At 36.5% G+C, this 22509-nt stretch carries 22 protein-coding genes and 1 tRNA gene; 7 read left to right on the top strand and 16 right to left on the bottom strand.

The window, feature by feature from the left end; translation table 11 throughout:
• The first annotated feature begins 4 nt into the window (after nt 1-4).
• Together ligD and AC4IFE_RS09340 are read left to right on the top strand one after the other, a co-directional pair.
• Complete coding sequence (ligD, locus tag AC4IFE_RS09335; protein WP_490756563.1) at nt 5-1894, top strand: DNA ligase D; 1890 nt, start codon at nt 5-7, stop codon at nt 1892-1894.
• 22 nt (nt 1895-1916) lie between these two features.
• Nucleotides 1917-2453, top strand: coding sequence for a hypothetical protein (locus AC4IFE_RS09340; RefSeq protein WP_490756565.1), 537 nt, complete (start codon nt 1917-1919; stop codon nt 2451-2453).
• A gap of 1 nt (nt 2454) precedes the next feature.
• Here AC4IFE_RS09340 and AC4IFE_RS09345 read toward each other — a convergent pair whose 3' ends face one another.
• The 4 genes from AC4IFE_RS09345 to AC4IFE_RS09360 form a co-directional block, all read right to left on the bottom strand.
• Nucleotides 2455-3189 carry an SDR family NAD(P)-dependent oxidoreductase gene (locus AC4IFE_RS09345; RefSeq protein WP_490756566.1) on the bottom strand — a complete coding sequence of 245 codons (735 nt, stop codon included), beginning with the start codon at nt 3187-3189 and terminating at the stop codon, nt 2455-2457.
• A 363-nt stretch (nt 3190-3552) separates the two neighbouring features.
• A complete protein-coding gene (yajC, locus tag AC4IFE_RS09350; RefSeq protein WP_490756568.1) occupies nt 3553-3918 on the bottom strand; it encodes a preprotein translocase subunit YajC in 366 nt (121 codons plus the stop codon).
• Between the two features lie 9 nt (nt 3919-3927).
• Complete coding sequence (locus AC4IFE_RS09355; protein ID WP_490756570.1) at nt 3928-4449, bottom strand: DUF1573 domain-containing protein; 522 nt, start codon at nt 4447-4449, stop codon at nt 3928-3930.
• A gap of 1 nt (nt 4450) precedes the next feature.
• Complete coding sequence (locus AC4IFE_RS09360; RefSeq protein WP_490756571.1) at nt 4451-5356, bottom strand: transcription antitermination protein NusB; 906 nt, start codon at nt 5354-5356, stop codon at nt 4451-4453.
• 90 nt (nt 5357-5446) lie between these two features.
• Between AC4IFE_RS09360 and AC4IFE_RS09365 the strand changes: the two genes are divergently transcribed.
• Nucleotides 5447-7108: an ABC transporter ATP-binding protein gene (locus AC4IFE_RS09365; RefSeq protein WP_490756573.1), complete on the top strand. Its 1662-nt coding sequence runs from the start codon at nt 5447-5449 to the stop codon at nt 7106-7108.
• A 99-nt stretch (nt 7109-7207) separates the two neighbouring features.
• Nucleotides 7208-7543: a DUF3276 family protein gene (locus AC4IFE_RS09370; protein ID WP_034701927.1), complete on the top strand. Its 336-nt coding sequence runs from the start codon at nt 7208-7210 to the stop codon at nt 7541-7543.
• Between the two features lie 208 nt (nt 7544-7751).
• On the opposite strand, the gene AC4IFE_RS09375 is transcribed toward AC4IFE_RS09370, so the two are convergent.
• From AC4IFE_RS09375 to AC4IFE_RS09425, 11 genes are all read right to left on the bottom strand, one after another.
• A tRNA-His gene (locus AC4IFE_RS09375) sits at nt 7752-7827 on the bottom strand.
• Between the two features lie 35 nt (nt 7828-7862).
• The gene (gene bshB1 / locus AC4IFE_RS09380) at nt 7863-8582 is read right to left on the bottom strand and encodes a bacillithiol biosynthesis deacetylase BshB1 (RefSeq protein WP_490756575.1); all 720 of its coding nucleotides are present in this window, start codon (nt 8580-8582) and stop codon (nt 7863-7865) included.
• Nucleotides 8583-8747: 165 nt separating this feature from the next.
• On the bottom strand, nt 8748-10397 hold the full coding sequence (locus AC4IFE_RS09385) for a tetratricopeptide repeat protein (protein WP_490756577.1): 1650 nt from the start codon (nt 10395-10397) through the stop codon (nt 8748-8750).
• 90 nt (nt 10398-10487) lie between these two features.
• Nucleotides 10488-11360, bottom strand: coding sequence for a PstS family phosphate ABC transporter substrate-binding protein (locus AC4IFE_RS09390; RefSeq protein ID WP_490756579.1), 873 nt, complete (start codon nt 11358-11360; stop codon nt 10488-10490).
• Nucleotides 11350-11547, bottom strand: a complete 198-nt coding sequence (locus AC4IFE_RS09395) for a DUF308 domain-containing protein (RefSeq protein WP_490756581.1) — start codon at nt 11545-11547, stop codon at nt 11350-11352. Before AC4IFE_RS09395 ends, AC4IFE_RS09390 begins: the two co-directional genes overlap by 11 nt.
• Before the next feature lie 75 nt (nt 11548-11622).
• Complete coding sequence (locus tag AC4IFE_RS09400) at nt 11623-12462, bottom strand: energy transducer TonB (RefSeq protein WP_490756582.1); 840 nt, start codon at nt 12460-12462, stop codon at nt 11623-11625.
• A gap of 23 nt (nt 12463-12485) precedes the next feature.
• The gene (locus tag AC4IFE_RS09405) at nt 12486-13055 is read right to left on the bottom strand and encodes an ExbD/TolR family protein (protein WP_490756584.1); all 570 of its coding nucleotides are present in this window, start codon (nt 13053-13055) and stop codon (nt 12486-12488) included.
• A 15-nt stretch (nt 13056-13070) separates the two neighbouring features.
• Nucleotides 13071-13673 carry an ExbD/TolR family protein gene (locus AC4IFE_RS09410; protein ID WP_490756585.1) on the bottom strand — a complete coding sequence of 201 codons (603 nt, stop codon included), beginning with the start codon at nt 13671-13673 and terminating at the stop codon, nt 13071-13073.
• A 69-nt stretch (nt 13674-13742) separates the two neighbouring features.
• Entirely contained in the window at nt 13743-14606 is an 864-nt protein-coding gene (locus AC4IFE_RS09415; RefSeq protein ID WP_048502767.1) for a MotA/TolQ/ExbB proton channel family protein, read from the bottom strand.
• A 240-nt stretch (nt 14607-14846) separates the two neighbouring features.
• The gene (locus AC4IFE_RS09420) at nt 14847-17846 is read right to left on the bottom strand and encodes a leucine--tRNA ligase (RefSeq protein WP_490756586.1); all 3000 of its coding nucleotides are present in this window, start codon (nt 17844-17846) and stop codon (nt 14847-14849) included.
• A gap of 182 nt (nt 17847-18028) precedes the next feature.
• Nucleotides 18029-18502, bottom strand: coding sequence for a lipocalin-like domain-containing protein (locus AC4IFE_RS09425; protein ID WP_490756588.1), 474 nt, complete (start codon nt 18500-18502; stop codon nt 18029-18031).
• Nucleotides 18503-18678: 176 nt separating this feature from the next.
• On the opposite strand from AC4IFE_RS09425, the gene AC4IFE_RS09430 reads away from it, so the two are divergent.
• The 3 genes from AC4IFE_RS09430 to AC4IFE_RS09440 are packed head-to-tail and all read left to right on the top strand — an operon-like array spanning nt 18679 to nt 21078.
• On the top strand, nt 18679-19674 hold the full coding sequence (locus tag AC4IFE_RS09430) for an acyltransferase family protein (protein WP_490756589.1): 996 nt from the start codon (nt 18679-18681) through the stop codon (nt 19672-19674).
• A gap of 22 nt (nt 19675-19696) precedes the next feature.
• A complete protein-coding gene (locus AC4IFE_RS09435; protein ID WP_490756591.1) occupies nt 19697-20452 on the top strand; it encodes a glycosyltransferase family 2 protein in 756 nt (251 codons plus the stop codon).
• Nucleotides 20452-21078 (top strand): deoxyuridine 5'-triphosphate nucleotidohydrolase, encoded by a 627-nt coding sequence (locus AC4IFE_RS09440; RefSeq protein WP_490756593.1) that lies wholly within the window; start codon nt 20452-20454, stop codon nt 21076-21078. Before AC4IFE_RS09435 ends, AC4IFE_RS09440 begins: the two co-directional genes overlap by 1 nt.
• Nucleotides 21079-21272: 194 nt before the next feature.
• Here AC4IFE_RS09440 and AC4IFE_RS09445 read toward each other — a convergent pair whose 3' ends face one another.
• Nucleotides 21273-22505 (bottom strand): 3-deoxy-D-manno-octulosonic acid transferase, encoded by a 1233-nt coding sequence (locus AC4IFE_RS09445; protein ID WP_490756594.1) that lies wholly within the window; start codon nt 22503-22505, stop codon nt 21273-21275.
• Nucleotides 22506-22509 lie beyond the last annotated feature (4 nt).

Below are 22509 nucleotides of genomic sequence, written 5' to 3' on the forward strand. Positions count from 1 at the left end.
ACCTATGCTGGCAAAATCTTTTGAAAGTGCCTTTGATGATGAAGGTTGGGTTTTTGAAATAAAATGGGACGGCTACAGAGCAATTGCTGATCTCAGCGATAAATCTCCCCTGTTTTATTCCCGGAATGGAATTTCTTTTTTATCAAAGTTTGAAAAAGTTTCAAAAGATTTTGAACATCAGAAGTACAAAATGATTCTTGACGGAGAAATTGTAGCCTATGATGAGCATGGAAAGCCAAGCTTCCAACTCTTACAGCAAATTGGCGATAATCCTAATCTTGCTTTAACCTATCAGGTATTTGACCTTTTGTGGCTGAACGGCCATTCTACAGAAGAACTTCCGCTTTTACAGAGAAAAGAACTTTTAAAAGAAGCCTTAGCTGAAACCGATGTGATCAAATATTGTGATCATATTCCCGAAAAAGGTGTTGATTTTTTCAACCAGATGAAGAAAATGCAGCTAGAAGGAATGATTGCAAAAAAAGCCAACAGTTTATATACTGAAAATCACAGAACCAATGACTGGCTTAAAATAAAATTCACCAATACGGAGGAAGCCATTATTTGTGGATTTACGGAACCCAGAGGATCCAGGAAAAGCTTCGGAGCACTGATCCTTGGAAAATATATGGATGGGAATTTGGTGTATTGCGGACATACAGGAACAGGTTTTAATAAAGAATCCTTAAGCCAGATGCATGAAAAATTAAAAAAACTGATTGTAAAAACGTCCCCGTTTGATAAGAAACCTAAAACAAATATGCCCGTCACCTGGACAAAACCTGAATTGGTCTGTGAAATAAAATTCTCTGAAATTACCAAAGACGGCATTTACCGGCATCCTGTTTTTATTGCCCTCCGTGAGGACAAAAACCCCGAAGAAATAAGTGATTCGACCAATAAAATAAGTCAGATTAATGAAAATCCTAAAGAAATGAAAGCTAAAGTTACGCCTAAAAAGAGTACCAAATCCACTGAAAAGGAAAAGGAGATTACTTTAAACAGACATACAGTAAAACTGACCAATCAGGATAAAATTTATTTTCCGAAAGATGACATTACGAAAGGTGATGTGATAGAATATTATCAGTCGGTCGCGGAATATATTCTTCCTTATCTGAAAAACCGCCCCTTATCTCTTAATCGCTTTCCCAACGGAATTGAAGAACAGGGCTTTTATCAGAAAGATGCAGGGGACAATATGCCGGACTGGATCAAAACCACGGAAGTTTATTCGGAATCCAATGATAAGTATATTGATTATGTATACTGTAATGATAAAGCTACGTTAGCTTACCTGAATAATTTAGGCTGTATTGATTTAAACCCGTGGAACAGTGCCCTCCCCGATCTTGAACATCCTGATTATTTGGTGCTGGATCTGGATCCGTCAAAGAAAAATACATTTGATGATGTCATTGAAACGGCTCTTCAGGTGAACGAGGTTTTAAATTCAGTTAAAATCAAAGGATATTGCAAAACTTCGGGAAGCACAGGAATTCACGTCTATATCCCGATGGGCGGAAAATATGATTTTGACCAGGTGAAAGATTTTGCCCATATTTTGATGAAGCAGGTTCATACACAGCTTCCGGAAATCACCACATTAGAAAGAAGCTTACAGAAAAGGGATGACAATAAAATATATCTGGATTATCTGCAGAACAGGACTGGACAGACATTGGCAAGTGCTTACAGCTTACGTCCTAAAGAAGGAGCTTCTGTCTCAATGCCTTTGGATTGGGAGGAAGTGAAGCCCGGTATGAAACCGACGGATTTTACTATTCATAATGCTTTGGATAGAATTAAAGAAAAAGATGATTTATTTAAACCTGTTTTGGGGAAAGGAATTGATATGATGAAGGCGTTGGAATTACTTCAAAATAATGATTAATTTTGAGTATTAACTAAGGCCAATGAAAATCATTTATTTAATTTGTCTGCTATCTTTTATAGGTTGTACTAATAAAGAAATTTCTGAAAAAAATAATTCGGGACAATCTAAATATTCATTTGAAAATATATTTAGTTACAATAATGAGGATACAATATTTATAAAATCTCGATTTACAGATTGTGGTGAATGGGGAGGCCATGAAGAATTCATCAAAGTCTATCGTTTAGAAAGAAAAATTGGATTAACCTATATAAAATATAAAGTCACTTGTGGTAATATGGATAGCTCAGGCTCACTTATCCAAACTAAAAATACGACCCGTAATTTTATTTTATCAGATTCACAACAATTAAGTTTAATAACTTACTTCAATAATTTAATGAAATTTAAATTCATTGATAAAGAATTTGGTAATAGTGGCAATTCTTTTTTAATCGAAGATAATAGAGGAAAATTAAGGCTTTCCCAATATGGGAATAATATTCAATTACTTAATAATTACAATAGTTTAATGAAAAGCCTAGGCCTTTCAAAGGTGATTATTGAAAATAAATAATCTATGGAAGTTTCGCCACCAAACTCTCCGGCAATATTTTCAAAATAATATAAATCATCTTCCATTTAAAATTCGGGACAATGGTGAAATAATTTCCGGCATTCACAATATGTTTTGCCACATAATCCGGCTCCATGATCAGAGATTCATTGAGCTGAAGACCTTCATTGATCTTAGTTCTGATATAACCAATCACCAAAGCATTAACAATAACCTTTCTTGATGCCAATTCCTGGCGTAATCCCGCTAAATATTGGGTAAAAGCAGCTTTTGTACTTCCATACACAAAATTACTCTTCCTGCCTCTTACACCCGACAGTGAAGATAATCCGATGATTCTTTCCAGATTGGTATTGCTCCGGTCCATCGCAATAATATTCAGAATGGAAACAGCTCCCATATAATTGACCATCATCATTTGCTGTGTCCCTTTAAAATCTTTCAGGGCTTTCTGATTGTCCACCAAAAAACCTGCTGCATACACTGCAATATGAGGTTTTACCGGAAGTTCATCATAGAATTTCTGGTGGGAATTAAAATCTACCGCATCAAAATAAAGAATGGTGACTTTTGAAGGATGAATCTGGTTATCTGAAACAAACCTTTCCAGTGAAACCATATCCCGCGAAGCTGCGATTACAGAAAATCCTTTTTCTGTGTACTGTTTGATACATTGCTTGGCTACATCTGAATTGGCACCTAAAATGAGAACGGTTTTATTTGTGTTTTGATTCATTCTGCAAAGATATTTTATTTTGGGAGTTTGAAAAATCAATTTTAATGACTGGGGATTTTTTTAAACACTAATTGCACAAATGACTTCACAGATATCGCTAATTTGAACGGTTAAACCTGTTTTTTTCATTTAAAGCTTATTCTTAGCATGCATTATAGTCTAATGAATATAATGGCGCAATCAGTGTAATCTGCGAGAGATAAATCTTAAAAGTAAGTTTCCAAGTGACATACAATAGTTTTGAGGTGGACAAAGAGATGTGGCTGCGCCACTGATTAAGCTTATGATTTAGGTATCTCTATAAAAAACTCGGCGCGGTGAACTTTGTTCACCGCGCCGAGCGATATTTTCAAACTAAAAAAATTATTTCTTTTCAGTATCGATTTCTTTTTTCTCCGCCGTTTTCTCAGCAGCAGCTTTCGCTTTGTCTCCAAAACGTGCTTCAGTAAATTCTCTGGAAACAGCAGCTTTTTCGAATTTCAGTTTTCCGGATAAAGTTTCGATAACGAATCCGTCATCCTGAACCTGAGCAATTCTTCCGTGAAGACCTGAAGTAAGAACTACTCTCGTTCCCACTTTTAAAGTTTCCTGAAAGCTTTTCTCCTGCTTCTGTTTTCTCATCTGTGGTCTTATCATTAAGAAATAAAACCCCACAAACATCACCCCCATCATGATCAGCATCATTGATGAAGATCCTTGTGGCTGTGCCTGTAAAAAGATTGTCAACATATTTTATAATTACGGTTGAATGTTCGCTGTGAACGTTAATTTGATAGGAGCCTTATCTACGTTTGCAAATACATCTGCATACTTCTGAACGTTTCCGTCAAAGCTTGAAGAATCAAAATGCAAAGTGATTTTTCCTTTCTTACCAGGAAGAATAGGTTCTTTTGTAAAATCAGGAGCTGTACATCCGCATCCAGGTTTTACTTCAGAGATCACCAAAGGATTTTTTCCCGTATTGGTAATTTCGTAAACGTGCTCTACTTTATCTCCTTTTTTGATTTTTCCAAAATCGAAGTTGTTTTCAGATAGGGCAACTGATGTTAATGGCTGGTTAGAAACCGGGGCTGCATCTGCTGTATTCACTGCTGCAGGAGCTGTCGCTGAATTGGTAGGAGCCAAATTCGTTGCACCAGCTGTAGAATCTGTAATATTAGCAGCTTCTGCACCGGCAGCAGCTTGCTGGTTTTCTTTTTTGCAGGAAACCAAACCAAGGCCTATAATAGACAAAGCGATAATTGATAACGTCTTTTTCATGTTAAATTCTATTTTGATCTTTACAATATTTATCCAAAATTCCATTAATGAAGATATTGGAACGGTCTGTTGCAAATACTTTTGCAATTTCAATATATTCATTGATAATAACTCTTGAAGGTGTAAAAGGAAAATTATCCAGTTCCGAAATAGCAGTCGACAAAATTACTTTATCCATTAAAGAAACTCTTTCCAGATCCCAGTTTTCCAACCTTTCGCTTAATGTTTTCTCATTAGCTTCCCAGTTGTTCAGGGTATCTCTGAGAAGTTTTCCGGCGAAAATTTTATCCTCTTCATCTTTAATCATTTTAATTAAAGTTCTGCTTTCTTCATCTTCTTTCAGGAAACCGATCGTTTTCTGTACCATTGAATTGGCGATGTGAATATCATCATACCATGAAAGTTCTTTATCACTAAGGTATTCCTGAAAATCATCATTCTCAGCGATATATCTTAAAAACAGTTTCCCGATAAACTTCTGATCTTCTTCAAAAGAATATCCTTCTTCTTTCATGAAATCCTGATAACGTTTTCCTGCTGTAATTCTCTGAAAAGTTTTCACCAATATATCATCATGCATATCCCATTTCAACTGTTTGTGCTGACCTGTGAAAAATAATCTCTCAGGATTTTCCTCCAGTTTGATCAGTACCTGATTATTGATGAATTTCTGGTTAGGGTTAATTTCAGCATCAGTTTTAAGATATTTGTTCTTCCCAATTTCGATCTGGGTTTCTGCCAATTCTTTCAGAGCAACCAAAAAATTAAGCTGATAAATATAGAGATTATAGATTTTCTCTATTCCAGAGAACATGTTTTTCTCTAAAACATCAAATTTTAAAGGATTCTGATAGTATGAATACACTGTCTGTACTACTTTTTCACGGATTTGTCGTCTTCCTAACATTCAAAGAGCTTTTTATGGGTGCAAAGATACAAAAATTAAAATTGATGAAATTCGTAGTGTGCCTACATTTTTGTAAATTTGTAAAACTTTATGAAAGCGCTTAAAACATTAAACCCTTACTTTTGGAAGCACAAAATATTATTGTTTTGGGGGTTGTTATTTATCATTGCCAGTAATTTCTTCAATATCTATAAAGTCCAGTTTGTAGGGAAATCTGTAGACGAACTTACAAAAGGCGGAAATCTCGGCTTCAATAAGCAGGTTTTGGTGTATGTTGCCATTATTGTGGGCTGCTCACTTTTGACAGGTTTTTTCACCTTCATGATGCGTCAGACGATCATTGTAGCTTCAAGAAGAATTGAATATGAACTGAAAAATAAGATTTACAGACATTATCAGGACCTTTCTCTTACGGATTACAAACAGACCACCATCGGAGACCTTATGAACCGGTTAAGTGAAGATGTTGTTGCAGTAAGAATGTATCTTGGTCCGGGTGTTATGTATGTGGTCAATCTTATCATCCTTCTTTTAATCACCAGCATCTATATGGTGAAAACGGATGCTTCCATGACGTTATGGACGTTATTGCCGCTACCCATTTTATCTTATATTATATTTAAGGTAAGCTCGATTATCAATCAGAAGTCGAAGATTATGCAGAAAAGCCAATCTGCGATTTCCACTTTCGTGCAGGATAGCTTTTCAGGAATCCGGGTGGTGAAGTTTTTTGCCAAAGAAAGCTACATTAAGAAAAACTACGGTATAAAAGTAACGGACTATCAAAATAAAGCACTCGACTTAGCAAAAACAGAAGCTTATTTCTTTACCATTATTTTATTTGTAATCGGATTGCTGAATGTGGCCGTTATTTTAATTGGTGGACAGAAATACATTGCAGGACAACTAAGTGTCGGTAAAATTGCTGATTTCTTTATGTACATCAATATTCTGATCTGGCCATTCTCAATGGTAGGCTGGGTTACTTCCGTCAACCAGAGAGCTGAAGCTTCGATGCAGAGAATTAATGAATTTCTGGATAAAAAATCTGAAGTCATTAATACCAACTTTGAGAACTATCCTATTAAAGGGGATATCGAGTTCAGAAATGTTTCGTATGTTTATCCGAATACAGGGATTAAAGCATTAGATAACTTAAGCTTTAAGATCAAAGCCGGAGAATCTCTTGCTATTATGGGTAAAACAGGAAGCGGAAAATCTACCATTGCCCTTCTGCTTTGTCGACTGATTGATCCTACTGAAGGAGAAATTTTAGTTGACGGTAAAAACCTGAAGGAGCATAATCTTACCAATTACAGAAACTTTATTGGATATATTCCTCAGGAAAGCTATTTGTTCTCCGATTCTATAGAAAACAATATAGGTTTTGCCATCGATCATCCATCCCATGAAAAAGTGGTGGAATATGCTAAAATTGCAGACGTTGATAAAAATATTGTTGGATTTAAAGAACAGTATAAAACACTTGTAGGTGAACGCGGTGTGATGCTTTCGGGAGGTCAGAAGCAAAGAATATGTATTGCCAGAGCCTTAATTAAGGACCCAAATATCATTATTTTTGATGATTCTCTGTCTGCTCTGGACACGGAAACCGAGCAGAATATCCTTGAAAATATCGATAAGAAAATCAGTAATGCTACATCCATAATTATCACACACAGAGAGTCTAGCGCTCAGAGAGCAGATAAAATCATCAACCTCACCGAAATTACCAATTCTGTAACCGCATAGCGGTTTCGTTCTCAATTGTTAAATAAATCATAAAAAAAATTTTGTGATTAAAAGAATTCTTTTATATTTGTTCTTAACAAGATTAAAAAATATCTAACAATGAGTGAATACAAGGAACGCCATGAAAATGAAATTTTCACGAAGGTGTTAAAAGCAGGAAGAAGAACTTATTTCTTTGATGTGCGCGAGACGAAAGCAGGAGATTATTATCTTACGATTACCGAAAGTAAAAAGAATTTCGGGGAGAATGGAGAAGCTACATTCGAGAAACACAAAATTTATCTTTATAAAGAGGATTTCAAAAGTTTCCAGGAGATGTTTAATGAATCCACAGATTTCATCATTAATGAAAAGGGTGAGGATGTAATATCAGAAAAGCATGACAAAGACTTCAAAAGCAAATCATTCACAATTGATTCTGACGACGAAGTTTAAAAAAAAGAATATTCTAAAAACACAAGCATCTGAAAAAGATGCTTTTTTTATATCCAAACTATAAATTTCCCCGATAAATAACCTTAGGCTTAAACACACTCCAAAATCTTAAAATAAATAAGAAGCATTTCGCCATTTTTAAAGACTAAAATTGGTGACCAAAATAGTATAAAATAAAAAAGTACACTTCAAAAAGTGTACTTTTCTTGGGTGAATGAGGGGTCTCGAACCCCCGACCTTCGGAACCACAATCCGACGCTCTAACCAACTGAGCTACAATCACCGTTTTGTGAGTGCAAATATAGGGAAGATTTTTTAATTACCAAACAATTCCGTCAAAATTTTTCATCGCAATAAGCTTCTCAGACGTAAATCCCTCAGCATAAGCTACTCCCGATAAACGTCCCAAATCCTGAGCACGGTAGGTCAGACTTTCAAAAAAATCTTTTGTTGCAATCGGGGTAACCGGTTCATTGGAAGCAGGATCATAGAACTGAGTCTTGAAGGCCATACAAGCTTCAATTTTTTTATCAAGGTGTTCTGATATATCAATTACAAACTCCGGCTTGATATCTTTCCACTGGATATAATGAAAAATATGCTTTGGTCTCCATACTTCCTGATTTTCTCCTTCTAAAACAGTTTCAATTTTTCTTAAGCCGGATAAAAAGCACGCATCGGATACTAATTTCGCTCCTTTTGCATGATCCGGATGTCTGTCATCAATAGCATTGGCTAAGACGATTTCAGGGCGGTATTTGCGGATCATTTTTACGATCTCTATCTGATATTCTTCAGAGTTCACTAAAAAGCCATCTTTCATGCCCAGATTTTCTCTGGCGGACACTCCAAGGATCCTGGCAGAGTTTCCGGCTTCTATTTTCCGGGTTTCATCAGTTCCCCGGGTACCAAGTTCTCCTCTTGTAAGATCTACAATGGCACATGTTTTACCTTCCGAAATCATTTTGGCAATAGTTCCGCCACATCCCAGCTCTACATCATCAGGGTGTGCTCCAAAAGCAAGTATATCTGTTTTCATCTGTTCTTTTATTTTTTAATCTGTCAGATGGAACGCCCAATAATTTTACTCGCATTTTCGAATTTTTAACCCGGGCGTTTCATATTTTCAAAGATAAGATTTAAAATAAAAACTTCCCAAACATTGAGAATGGGAAGTTTTAATATGTATAATTTAAATTTTAAATTACTTATTGATTTCTGCATTTAATTTTACAGCATCCTGGTAAGTAGGATCAAGCTGTAAAGATTTAGCTATATAATCTTTAGCTTTTGCAACATCAGTATCTTTATTCATATATGCTACTGCAAAGTAAGCATAGGCTAAAGTCTGCTTGTTGGCTTCCTGATCTGCAGGTTTTACTGTGCTGATGAATTTTTCATATGCAATTTTCGCAGCATCGTTATTTCCTGCCTGCTGATAGGAATACCCCTGACTGTAATAAGCCGGAGCCCAATCAGGAAGAAGGGTACTCATTTTTTGCCATGTAAGTATGGCCCCATTCCAGTTTTTAGCATCCTGGTAAGCTGTTGCCAACTTAAACAGAGAATCTGAATCTTCTTTATTGGCCGCAACTTTTTTCTTCAATGCTTCAATTTCAGGAGTCGTAGGTCCTTTTTCTGCTTCAGCCTGAGAAGCTCCTCCTCCGACAATGTTTGCAAGTTCCATATCCCACTTCATTGTTTCATCCTTAGCTGCTTTGGCAATAGCAATTTTTTGCTGTGCTTCTGTAGTTAAAGCTGATTTTTTAGCTGCATCTTTTTCAGTTTTTGCCAATCCAGCTGCGATAAGTCCCTGAAGACCCTGGTCAGCCGGCTGTACTCTTGTTTTTTCAGCCTGAGATACAAAAGTATCCATGTTCTGTTTTGCTTCAGTATAATTTCCATCTGCATAAGACTGATAAGCTCTTAATTTAAATTTGATCGGGTCATCAATTTTATCAAAAATCTTATCTAAAACTGTTTTAGAGTTTGCATAATCTTCGTTTGTGAAATATAATTTAGCAATTTCTAACTGTGTATATGGATCCTCATCAGCATATTTTGTATAATTGATAAGGTCTTGTGTTGCTTTTGCATTTTGCTGATATCTGATATCGTAAGAAGCTAAAGCTTTGTATGCAGGAGCATAAGTAGGATCTACACCTATTGCTTTGTCAATACTCTGCTTAGCTTGCTGCCATTGCTGTGCAGCCATCCATAACGTAGCCATTCTTGTATAAACAGATGCTTTGTTTTTAGCTAAAGGAAGAGCTTTATCGTAAGCCGACATAGCTTCACCCGGAGCTCTTTTTATTCTGTAGGCATCTCCAAGGGTATAATAGTAGTGAGCAGGAACTCCTTTTTTCTCTGCTTTTTCAACTGCCTTTGTCAGGAACTGAATTGCTGCATCAGGAGCATTGTTTTTCTCGAACAAAGTTAAAGCTTCTGCCGCTCTGAATAATACTTCAGCATCTTTCTCTCTTGAATCCGCTACAATTTTCTGAATTTCTGCAATTGCACTTTTATCTCCTTTACCCAGCTTTACAGTAGCCAAACCGATTTTGTTAAGGTAACTTTTGTTATCAGCAGCTAAACCTTTGTTAAAGCTTTCAATTGCTTTAGCATAATCAGGTTCTCCCTGCTTTAAGTAAGTATTTCCTAAATAGAAGTAATTTTCTGCTGTTGGTGCTTTGGCAACCATTTCTGTAAAATTGGTTTTAGCCTGTGCGTATTTATCACTGTCTATACTGTTGATACCATCCTGCAATGTCTGTGCAGTGGCTAAACCGGAAAAAAATACTACGGCAGCTCCAAAAGCAATTTTCTTTACATTCATAATCATTATATCTTTCATTTTTATATTTTCTATATTTTGAGTTTAAGCTCCACAATTTTCAGACCAAAATAATATTTTTATTGAGGGGATCATATTATTTAATATTTTTTAACGCATCTGTACCTCCCTTTTGTATATATTATAGGGCTGCAGACCTTCTTTTTCTACAATCATCTGGCCAAGCTGTGTGCATGAATATCTTATAAATCCGTTAGCTATATTAAAGTTACCCTCGTTTGTTAAAAAATAAAGAACACGTGTAAAAGGATATTTCATTTCTCTAAGGCCTTCATTATCAGCAGAGTACAGTTTTCCTTTATCCTCTATGGGAAGGATTTTCACCATATCTCTTAACTTTTCAGAAGTTTTATCATAAGGACGACTGAAAGTATTTAGTCCTATAACTCCAATTTTGTCCGGATATTTCCCCAATTCTTCTACAATATTCTGGTTTCCGGGAATAATGGAAAACTTCAGGTCTTTCGGCTGTTTTTTCAGTTTCTGTGCAACAAAGTTCAGGTTGCTTGAATTGGTTCCGTCAAAAACGAAATTTTTAGCATCAGATTCTAATCCACTTTTGATTTCATCCATTGAAATACTCTCCTTCGGAGAATCTTTGGGAACAACAAATACCACTGCATCTGCAGCGAATCTGGCAGGAAGAAACTTCAGATCTACCTGCTCTTCATAAGCTTTTTTCTCTTCAGGAGACAGATCTCTGGACATTACGGTTATTCTTGCCTTATCTTTTAACAGATCAAGGAAGGCCAAGTCTTCTTTCTGAGTTACAATCTTAATATGGGTTTCCGGATAATTAATCATATATCCGTCTGCCAATGCTTCGGTAACGCTTTTAAAAGATTCATCCGTAAGTATGGTAAGATCTCCTTTATGATAGGAAGGAGATTTATCCTCTTTTTTGCAGCTCACAGCAGCGATGCTCATCATAGAAAGCAACACAATTTTTAAATTATTTCTCATTTCCTGAATCTTTAATTCTTGAAATTGCTCTATAGATTCTGAAAATTCCATAAAGAATAAGCACTGCACCCATTGCATAGGCAATGGCAGGCTCTAAAACCGTGAAGAAAAATTTGTAGACAATAACTACAATTCCCAATACGATATAAAATAATCCTGTAACTAAGGACAACCAGTTGAACATCATGTAACAAAAATACCAAAAAAAATAAAAAGAGAAGCATATGCTTCTCTTTTTATTTATAAGTTGAATAAATAAGTCCTATTCAAAGTTCATAGTAAATGGTACGCTATAGTAAGATCTTACGCTCTCCCCGTTTCTTTTCGCAGGAGTCCATTTTTTAAGTTTCTTAACTACACGAATTGCTTCATTGTTGAAGTCGCTATTTGGAGATTTCTCTTCAATAGTAACAGCAGAAACAGTTCCGTCCTTTTCTACAACGAATTTCAGTTTGGCTTTAAGTGTACCTTCACCTCCTTCCATTAAAGAAGTATCAAAATTTTCCCCAAGGAACTTTCTTAATGCTCCCATACCTCCAGGATATTCTGCAGACTGGTCTACATCTTTGTAGATCTCATTAGGGTTATTTGTTTTTACTTCCGCTGTACTAGCTTTAGTACCTGTAGATGGTGGCGGTGGCGGTGGTGTATAAGCCGGAGCTTTTACCCCCTCCTGATTGTTCAGACCCGTCGTTGTTTCTAACTGCTTAGAAATTGGCGGCGGTGGTGTTTCAATCTTTGGAGCTTTTACAGGCTCCGGAACCACGTTCTGAATCACCTCAATTTTCTCTTCCTCTTTTGGAGGAGGTGGTGGAGGTGGTTCTTCTTCTTTTGGCTGCTCAATAATTGGCTCATCTTCAATAATGTTTACTAAATCCGCCTTCACTTCTTGTTTAGGTGGTGCAGTAAGTCTCTTAATGGTAAGATAAATAAAAGGAGATAAAGCCGCAACCAGGAATAATGCCGTTCCGACAATAAAAGATTTTGTCAGAAGTCTTGGATACTGATGTCTAAGATCATAGGCACCATATTCCTTGTTTCTATTTTCAAATACAATCTCGTCTAAAGTAAGATTCTGATTGTATACATTTTCATCTGCCATAGATATACAATTTTATGGTTAAATTACTTTGTAGCCGGTGCAGCCGCAGCTCCATTATTTCCAACTTTCTTGTTATAGATGGCTTTTTCCCAAGGCTTCACATCGGTTACCCCGTACTGCTCGCTTTTGGTAATGGCCATTTCGTCAAGAATATCTACAAAGTTCTTATATACAGCATCGTCAGTCGGCTTAATGATCACGGTAAATTTCGTTTGATCTGCAGCTCTAGATTTTGCCTGCTGAATTACTTTTCTAATTCCTTCTCTATCAAGAGTAGTTTCCATAAGAGTCTGGTCATTCAAGGAAGTAGCATCCTGCTGGTGCCAAAAAACTCTATTGTTCTTTCCTAATAAGACAGAAATTGAGTTAGAAAGTTTAATTTCTGTTGGAGGTGGTGTTTGTTTTTCTTTCGGCTTAGCCGGAAGACCCAAATCCATAACGTTCGGTTTACTAAATGTGGTTGTGAACATAAAGAAGGTAATCAATAGAAAACCCAAGTCCACCATCGGAGTCATATCTACTCTGGTATTCTGCTTCTTGGAACGGACCTTGCCGCCCTTGCCGCCTTTTTCCTGTACTTGTACTTCTGCCATTTCTAAATGATATTATTATGGTTTACCTTCTTGTGATGTAATCAACCAGAATTTAAGAAAATCAATATCTCTTAAACCTTCAAATAGGCTTTTAACTTTAGGATACTCAGTAGTAACATCACCCTTGATTGCTAATTTGTAATCAGGATTTACGCTTAAACTCTGCTGTACCCAGTCTACTAACTGCTTATTTGTACTGTCCATAGGAATCCCTGTAGGACTCTTGAAACTTTTCTGTTCCTCATCTGACATATCGAGATAGCCTTTCAGTTGGCTCATAGGAACCCCAATTGCTTGTACTTTCTGAAATGACGCTTTTTGCTGGTTGCTAAAAGTCATATTATACTTTTGCCCCATTTTGTCTAAAAGCTGTAATCTCTCTGATGCGTTGTCTACGGGCTGGAAATAGAATTTTCCGTCCGGAGTAGCGTTGATGGTCATCAAACTTGCATCAGGAAGTAACTTCTCTGATATTGAAGATGGCGGTTTAATCTGCTCCACGTCAGGTTTTTTAAACTGAGTGGTCAAGATAAAGAATGTAAGTAGCAGGAAGGCAACGTCGCACATTGCCGTCATATCCGTCACTACACCATGTCTTTTTGGTTTGACTCTCGCCATTGTTTTTGAATTATTTTAAATTAAACTTCTTTTAATTGGAATGCAAATTCCTTGCTACAAATTCAATTATTAGTTGAATTCAGCGAAAGACTGCTGGATGCTCATAGCGATCTCGTCGATCTTATAAGTTAATCCGTCAATTTTAGATGTAAAGAAGTTATAAAGGATAATCGCGATAGCTGAAGTACCAATACCTAATGCCGTGTTGATCAAGGCTTCAGAGATACCTGTAGAAAGTGCAGCAGCATCCGGAGTACCACCACCTGAACCTAATGCGAAGAATGCTTTGATCATCCCGATTACAGTTCCTAAAAGTGCGATTAGTGTTGCTACAGTACCTAAAGTAGAAAGAATCATCATGTTCTTTTCAAGCATTGGCATTTCAAGAGTTGTAGCCTCTTCGATAGCTTTGTTAAGAGCTACCATTTTTTGCTCTTTATTTAAAGTAGTATCGTGAGAAAGTGCTTTGTAAGTAGTAAGACCTTCTTTCACTACGTTACCTACAGATCCTTGCTGTCTGTCACACTCTTCTAAAGCTTCATCAATTTTGTTTTGATTCAATAAGCTTCTTACCTGTACTACGAAGTTGTCTAAGTTTCCTTTTCCAGCAGCTTTACCTAGTACGAAATATCTTTCAAAAGAGAAAACGATTACTGTAATCATGAAAGTAATCAAGATTGGTACGATAACCCCTCCTTTGTAGATAATACCTAAAAACGATTCCGGGTGAATGTCTTTTCCTTCAACACTTGAGAAAGCTACAGATCCGCTACCTAGCTTTTCTGCGTCTTTAAAGTTTCCTGGGTTCCCAAGAACAAATAAATAAATACAAACTCCTATAACGAATAAAATAGGAATAATAACAGCCGGGTTTAAACCTCCTGCTTTTCTAGCAACTACTTGCTCATCATTTTTTGAAACATTCATTTCCATATTTAACTAAATTATATTGTTTTAAAATTTTACAGGGTGTAAATTAAAGGCAAAATTAATTAAAATGCAAGAGTCTTAAATAAACATTTTGCATTTTTCTGATAAAGAAAATTTAATACGATTTCGATATAATAATTATTTTAAATTATTTTATTTATTTTCCTCAATTTTAACATTTGAGTTAGAAATTTAAAAAAATAAGACCCGCATTTTTTTTAATTTGCCAATGTTAACTTTTTTTTAAATTACGATATTCACAATACGGTGATGCACGACGATGATTTTTTTAGGAGTTTTACCTTCCAAAATCGGTTGCATCCTTTCATCCGAAATCACCAAATCTTCTACTTCCTTCGCTGATAACTGAGCAGAAAGTGAAATTTTGAACTTCATTCTACCATTTACACTTACCGGATATTCAATTTCATCTTCTACCAGGTATTCTTCGTTCAATATAGGGAATTTTTCAAATTCCACAGATTCCTTATTCCCTAATAAACTCCAAAGCTCTTCACAGATGTGCGGGGCGTACGGAGAGATGATAACGGCTAATGGTTCTAAAATATTGCGTTTGTTGCATTTTATTTTTTGCAGCTCATTTACAGCAATCATAAATGAAGACACGGAGGTATTGAATGAGAAGTTCTCAATATCATAAACCACCTTCTTTATTAAGGTATGTAAAACTTTGTATTCTGCTTTTGTAGGCTCTTCATCGGAAACTTCAAATGTGTCACCGTTGAAATACAGGTTCCAGAATTTCTTAAGGAAACCGTAGACTCCACTTAAGCCTTGTGTATTCCAAGGCTTGGACTGCTCCAAAGGACCTAAGAACATTTCATATAATCTTAATCCGTCTGCTCCGTATTCTTCACAGATATCGTCAGGGTTTACAACATTGTATTTTGACTTGGACATTTTTTCAACTTCACGAACACATATATACTTTCCTTCTTCGCCAGTTACAAAAGAGGCATCATCAAACATTCCTCTCCAATTCTTAAATTTTTCAATATCTAATTCATTTGTTGTCCCTTTTAATAAAGAAATATCAACATGTGTCGTCATTATATTTCCATTTATTTGTTTAGTACAAACTAAATCGAAGGAATTTGTCTCTCTAGAAGAAATTAATTTATCCATGACTTCAGAATTAAACTTTCTCAATTCTTTATCAAAAGAAACTTCGTCGTGAATTAAATCTGTTTCTATTACAAATATTTTATCAATACTAATATTTTCAGTTGAAATAATTTCTCCATTAATATCCTTATAATTAATATCAAATTCAAATTCTACTTTTTGCCAATTTACAAATGCACTCATCCCCAAAATCATCCCCTGATTGATCAGTTTCTGGAAAGGCTCATCCTGATTAATATATCCTCTGTCTTTTAGGAACATGTTCCAAAAACGGGAATATAATAAGTGGCCGGTTGCATGCTCGCTACCTCCGATGTATAAATCTACCTGTCCCCAATAATCTGCCAGTTCTTTTTTAACAAAAACCTCCTGATCATTCGGATCCATATATCTAAGGAAATACCATGAGCTTCCCGCCCAGCCTGGCATAGTAGATAATTCCAAAGGGAAAATGGTTGTATCATCGATAAGATCTGTAGAAACCACTTTCTGATTGGCTTCGTCCCAGGCAAATTCTTTTGCATTTCCTAATGGGGGATCTCCGTCTTCAGTCGGCAAATATTTTTCAACCTCCGGAAGTTCCAGCGGTAAAGCAGAAACGGGAAGTGTGTAAGGCATTCCATCCTTATAATATACAGGAACCGGCTCACCCCAATAACGCTGTCTTGAGAAAATGGCGTCACGTTGTCTGTAATTTGTCGTTCCGTGACCAATTCCTTTGTTTTCGATTTCAGAAATTATTTTTGATTTGGCGTCATTATAATTCAATCCGTTCAAGAAATCAGAATTCACACAAACTGAATCTTTAGAATCGAAAGATTTCTCCTGAACATCTTCATCGGTATCCACTACCTTTTTAATAGCAAGGTTGAATTTCTTTGCGAATCTGTGATCACGTTCGTCATGCGCAGGAACAGCCATTACAGCACCTGTTCCGTAACCCATCAATACGTAATCTGAAATATAAACCGGCATTTTCTCGCCACTGAAAGGATTGATGGCATAAGCTCCCGTAAAGGCCCCGCTTACATTCTTCACGTCAGACATCCTGTCTCTTTCAGTTTTTTTGGAAGTTTCTTCTATATAAGTATCTACTTCTATTTTCTGAGCTGCTGTAGTAATAGTATCTACCAAAGGATTTTCAGGAGCCAGCACCATAAATGTAGCTCCGAAAATAGTGTCAGGTCTTGTTGTAAATACCTCAACGATTTCGTCATGACCTTCTACCTGAAACTGAACCTGTGCTCCCTGGGATTTTCCGATCCAGTATTCCTGGGCATCTTTAAGAGGCTGCGGCCAGTCTAATGTCTGAAGCCCCTGCAACAACCTTTCAGAGTAGGCAGAAATTCTCATGCTCCACTGCATCATTTTCTTTTGGAATACAGGGAATCCTCCTCTTTCAGATTTTCCGTCTTTTACCTCATCATTCGCCAATACGGTTCCTAATGCCGGACACCAGTTTACGGTAGTCTCTGCTCTGTAAGCCAAACGGTAGTTAAGTAAAATATCTTCTTTATCCAGGTCTGAAGAATCTTTCCATTCTTCTGCCGTGAAATTTAATTCGTCGTTTTGATTGGCATTTAATCCTTCGGTTCCTTTTTCTTCAAAATGCTGAATTAAAGTCCGGATAGGCTCTGCTTTATCTGTATTCTTATTGTACCATGAATGATACAGCTCGATAAAGATCCACTGCGTCCATTTATAATAGGATGCATCTGAAGTTCTCACTTCCCTGCTCCAGTCGAATGAAAAACCGATCTTTTTCAGCTGCTCTTCATATCTGTTGATATTCTCCTCAGTTGTAATCGCCGGATGCTGTCCCGTCTGGATTGCATACTGCTCAGCAGGAAGACCGAAGCTATCGTACCCTACCGGATGGAGAACATTAAACCCCTGATGTCTTTTATATCTCGCATAAATATCTGATGCGATATATCCAAGCGGATGCCCCACGTGAAGCCCTGCCCCGGATGGATACGGAAACATATCGAGAACATAAAATTTAGGTTTGTCTGTGTTATTAGAGGTTTTGTAGGTCTGATTGTCCTCCCAGTACTTCTGCCACTTTTTTTCTATCTGCTGATGATCGTAAAACACTTTATTATAGATATTAGATGTTAGATATTAGATGTTAGATTTTTTCCAGCTCCCATTCTAATTTTCACAAAAATAATGATTTTAAAAGAAATGAAAATTTTAATTTTTGATCAATTCAAGAATTTCCTTCAACAAAAAATCCCATCCGGGGATGAGATCTATATTTAGGTATGGAAGTATATTTACTGAGGAATTCTTCTCATGGTATACGTCCTTGTTTTATATACAGTTGGATCCTGCGTCTCTTCTCTTAGGGATAAGTTCAGGGTTGTATCATCGAGGGTAATTATTTTTCCGTTGGACGGTTCCACAATTCCCTGGAATTTGATCACTATTGTTTTCGCACTTCTATCATACGTATAAGTAAAATTCTGATCAGATAAAATAGTACACTGCGGTGTAGTACCGATCTCTCCATTCGTGGTTACTTTTCCTGTCGCTTCAGAATTGAATCTCCATCTGCCTTCTTTCTGGCAATCGGTATAGGTAATAAGGTCTGAAACAGGGTCCTCACCGGTTTCTACTGTGGTAACCACTTCTTTCAGCGGCTGCCAGACACCTACAAGAGGATATTCCATCTCATTATCGCCATCATCATTACATCCTGTAGCTACAAATAATGATAAACCTGCAAATAGTAATGCTAATTTCTTCATATATAAAATTTTCAAGGGCTAAAATTATAATTTTTTTGATTTATAACCTCATTTTTTGTGAAAAATAATTTCGATAAAGTATATTTCTGAAAAATTTAGAGTCTTAACCCTTGAAACAGCCATTATTTAACAAATATTGAATCTCAGTTTCCCTCTATCTATTAAAAAAACTATTTTTGCAGAAAGAAACAAAAATGCAGAGTATAACGAAAAATAATTTTGACTTCATCCGTGTTCTCCTTGCTTTCATTGTCTTTGTAGGACATTTGGGAGCTCTTAGTGACTCCAGTCAGCTTACTTTTTTAACACACAGTCCTGTAGAAGTTGCCGTTTTTTCGTTTTTCATTGTCAGTGGATTCCTTATCGCCAGGAGCTACGAGAGGTCTTCCAGCCTGAAAAGCTACGCCAAAAAAAGATTCAACAGGATTGTTCCTGCCTATTTACTGGTTGTATTTCTTTGCACCACCCTTCTGAGCCTTGTAAGCACCCTGTCTTTTTCTGATTACTTCGGCAATATACAGGTCTATAAATATTTCTTCTGGAATTCTATATTCATGAACTTCATGGCCCCTTCCCTTCCGGGCGTGTTTGGTAACGAAGCTGTAAACGGAGCTTTATGGACCCTTAAGATTGAAATGGCTTTTTACTTTGCAGTCCCGCTGATCTTCTTATTATTCGGAAAAAACAATAAATACAGGAATGTAAGTTTAATTGTACTGTACTTTCTTTCTCTGATATTCCTCAATTATTTTGAAATGACGGGTAGAGCAGCCATATCCAGACAATTGCCCGGATCACTTTGCTATTTCATTGGAGGAATGCTGATTTATTTTCATTTTGAGAAATTCATTCAATATAAAAACGTACTGTTCATTATTGCGATCATTACGGTTTGGATAGATCTTATCCTTCATATCAAGCTGTTCTCCCCTATTATGATCAGTATTATTGTACTGTATATCGCCTATTCATTCAAATTTCTGAACAATTTTGGTAAATATGGAGATTTCACTTATGGTATTTATATCTTCCACTTTCCTATTATCAGGGTATTTGCTACGCTTGGACTGTTTGCCAACTACAATCCTTTTTTCATGAGCTTTTTGTGCATGCTGGTCGTTATCGGAGTAGGAATTGCATCGTGGCATCTTTATGAGAAAAAATTTTTATAATTTTACCCCAGTAAAAATGCAAATGAAAGACCTGGTCTCCATCATCACTCCCTGTTACAATTCTGCCGAATTCATCGAAGAAACGATACAATCTGTTTTAAACCAGACCTATGACAACTGGGAATGGCTGATCACGGATGATCTTTCCAAAGACAATACCGTAGAAATCATAAGAAAATATAATGATCCCAGGATAAAATTACAGGTCCTCGGGAAAAACGGCGGTGCCGGAAATGCCAGGAACAATAGCCTGGAAAGGGCTACAGGGCGGTATATTGCTTTTCTGGATTCTGATGATTTCTGGTATCCTGAATATCTGGAGACGATGACAGATTATATGCAGGAAAACAATGCAGAACTGGTCTACTGCAATTATTCAAGGTGTAATGAGCAGTTACAACCTGTTTTAAAAGACTTTATGGCAGATAAGGTGGTAACCTTCTCCAATCTTCTGAAAACCTGCAGGCTGGCCCCGGTTTCTACCATGTACGACACCAAAAGGGTCGGGAAATTTTTATTTCCAATAAAAAGCAAGCGTGAAGATCACGTAATGTGGCTGAATCTGTTAAAAGTAATTCCTGAAGGAATGCCTATCAATAAAACACTCGCTAAGTACAGGATGCGTGAGAACAGTGTTTCCCGAAAGAAAAAAAATATCATTAAGGACCAGTATCTGGTCTACAAAGACTTTATGGGGTTTTCTACTGTAAAATCTTTCTACTATACAGCCAATTGGGCCATAAACGGATTTCTGAAATATTCTAAAATTTTCAATTAATGGAATATTCAAAAGAGTTTAAAGCTGCCTTAAGTGCTTTTTCCAACGTGGAAAAAGACCGGCTTATTTTTCGATTGCTGAGAAAGGATAAGCTTTTGTCTAAAAAGCTGTATTTTGAACTGATCGATCAGGAAACTACAGATGATAAGAGAAATGCAATGGAAGTGAATGTTGCAGAACAGGTTCTTCTGGCCTCAAAATATGTTGGAAATGCCAAATATTTCCTTACCATTATCCGAAAGCTGAGTGCAGAAATAACGGAACACATTAAAATTACAACGGATAAATTCGGGGAAGTTTCGCTGAATCTTTTATTGGTGAACAGAATCCTGGATTCTAACAGTGATTTCAGCAGACAGCGGTTTGATAATGTTTACAAGCTGTATATTTATATCATTAATAAAGTATTCAAGGCATTGGTGCTAACAAAAAAGCTGGATGAAGATTACTGGATGGAAATTGAGGAGCTTCTGAGAGAAACACAAAGTAAAATTTCAGAAAATCATTATCTGCAGAAGCTTTGTATCAACAATGGTTTGGACATCAACTGGCTTGAGGCCGAAAAAATTCCGGAAAACATAGAGCAGATTATGAAAGATATTAAAAGCCAGGGATTTTTAAGATAATGTGAGAAATAATGATTTCAGACATCAGACACGAGACTATTCTTAAGATTAAAATTAGGAAATCTCAATAGTCAACTTCCTAAGTAAGTTAAATGGTAAATTTTGGGTAGATATGAGATTTGGGATCAACAACACTTCCAAACACTCCGCCCCTCAAACTCTACAACACTCCAGCCCTCAAACCTGAATCAAGATTAAGATAAAATCTTCTGCAGAATAAGATTTGTTGCATCAGGTTTTTCTTTTATAAATTTCCTTGCATTTCCGGACATTTCCCGTAACTCTTCTTCATTATTAAGAAGAAACAATACAAAATCCGCTGCCGCATATTCTTCTGAAAAAGATTTTCCTCCGCCGGCTGCAATAAGATCGTCTGCCTCAGGATTCTTTTTATAATGGTCTCCAAAAATCACAGGAGTCCCAAACGTAGCTGCTTCCAAAATATTATGCAGACCGGCATCATGAAAACCTCCGCCTACCACTGCCACATCTGCATAAGAATATAGTTTTGACAACAAACCGATGCTGTCGATGATTAAAATCTGATATTTGGGAACCGGAAGCACTGAATTCCGTATTTCACTGTATAATAATGCTTCAGGGAAAAGTTTTTTTAAATGCTCCACTCTTTTCAGATCATGAGGGGCAATAATCAGTTTCAAACCGGCATTCATTCTGAAAACTGTGGCGGCAATCTTTTCTTCAGCATGCCATGAGCTTCCGAATACAACAGATTGATGTTCGCCTATAAAATCCGCAATGAATTCAACATGATTATCCCTTGTCCGGAGCTGTTTTACCCTGTCAAATCTTGTATCTCCTGTTACTGAAGAATTAACCAATCCAATACTCTTGGCTAGTGCAAAAGAAAAGGTGGTCTGGTGGAAAAACCAGTCCACATCTTTTTTGAGCTGCTTTACAAACCATTTTCCATAAGATGTGAAGAAAGCCTGGCTTTCATAAAACAAGGCAGAAATCACATAAATCTTAGCTCCATGCTCTTTAAGCTCTGCCAGAAGGTGATACCAGTAGTCATACTTGACCGTAAAAAATAATTTTGTATCAAATTGGGAAATGAACTCTTTTACCGTACTTTTTTTATCAAACGGAAGATAGCAGACTACATCTGCAATATGTTTTCTTTTTACAACATTTTCATAGCCTGAAGGCGAAAAGAAAGTAATAAGAATTTTATGACCGGGAAAATTCTCTTTGAGCTTTTCCAAAACAGGAAGCCCCTGTTCATATTCACCAAGGCTGGCCGCATGCATCCAAATCACCTTATCTGAAGGTGAAAATACCTTTTTTACTTTGTCTAAAGATTGTTTTCTCCCTTCAACTCCTTTTTTAGTTTTATCATTAAACCAAGAAAAAACTTTCATTCCGAAGATGAGCAGGCTGATAAATATATTGTATAGGAAAGACATTTAA

Source organism: Chryseobacterium sp. UF-81 (assembly GCF_058245105.1).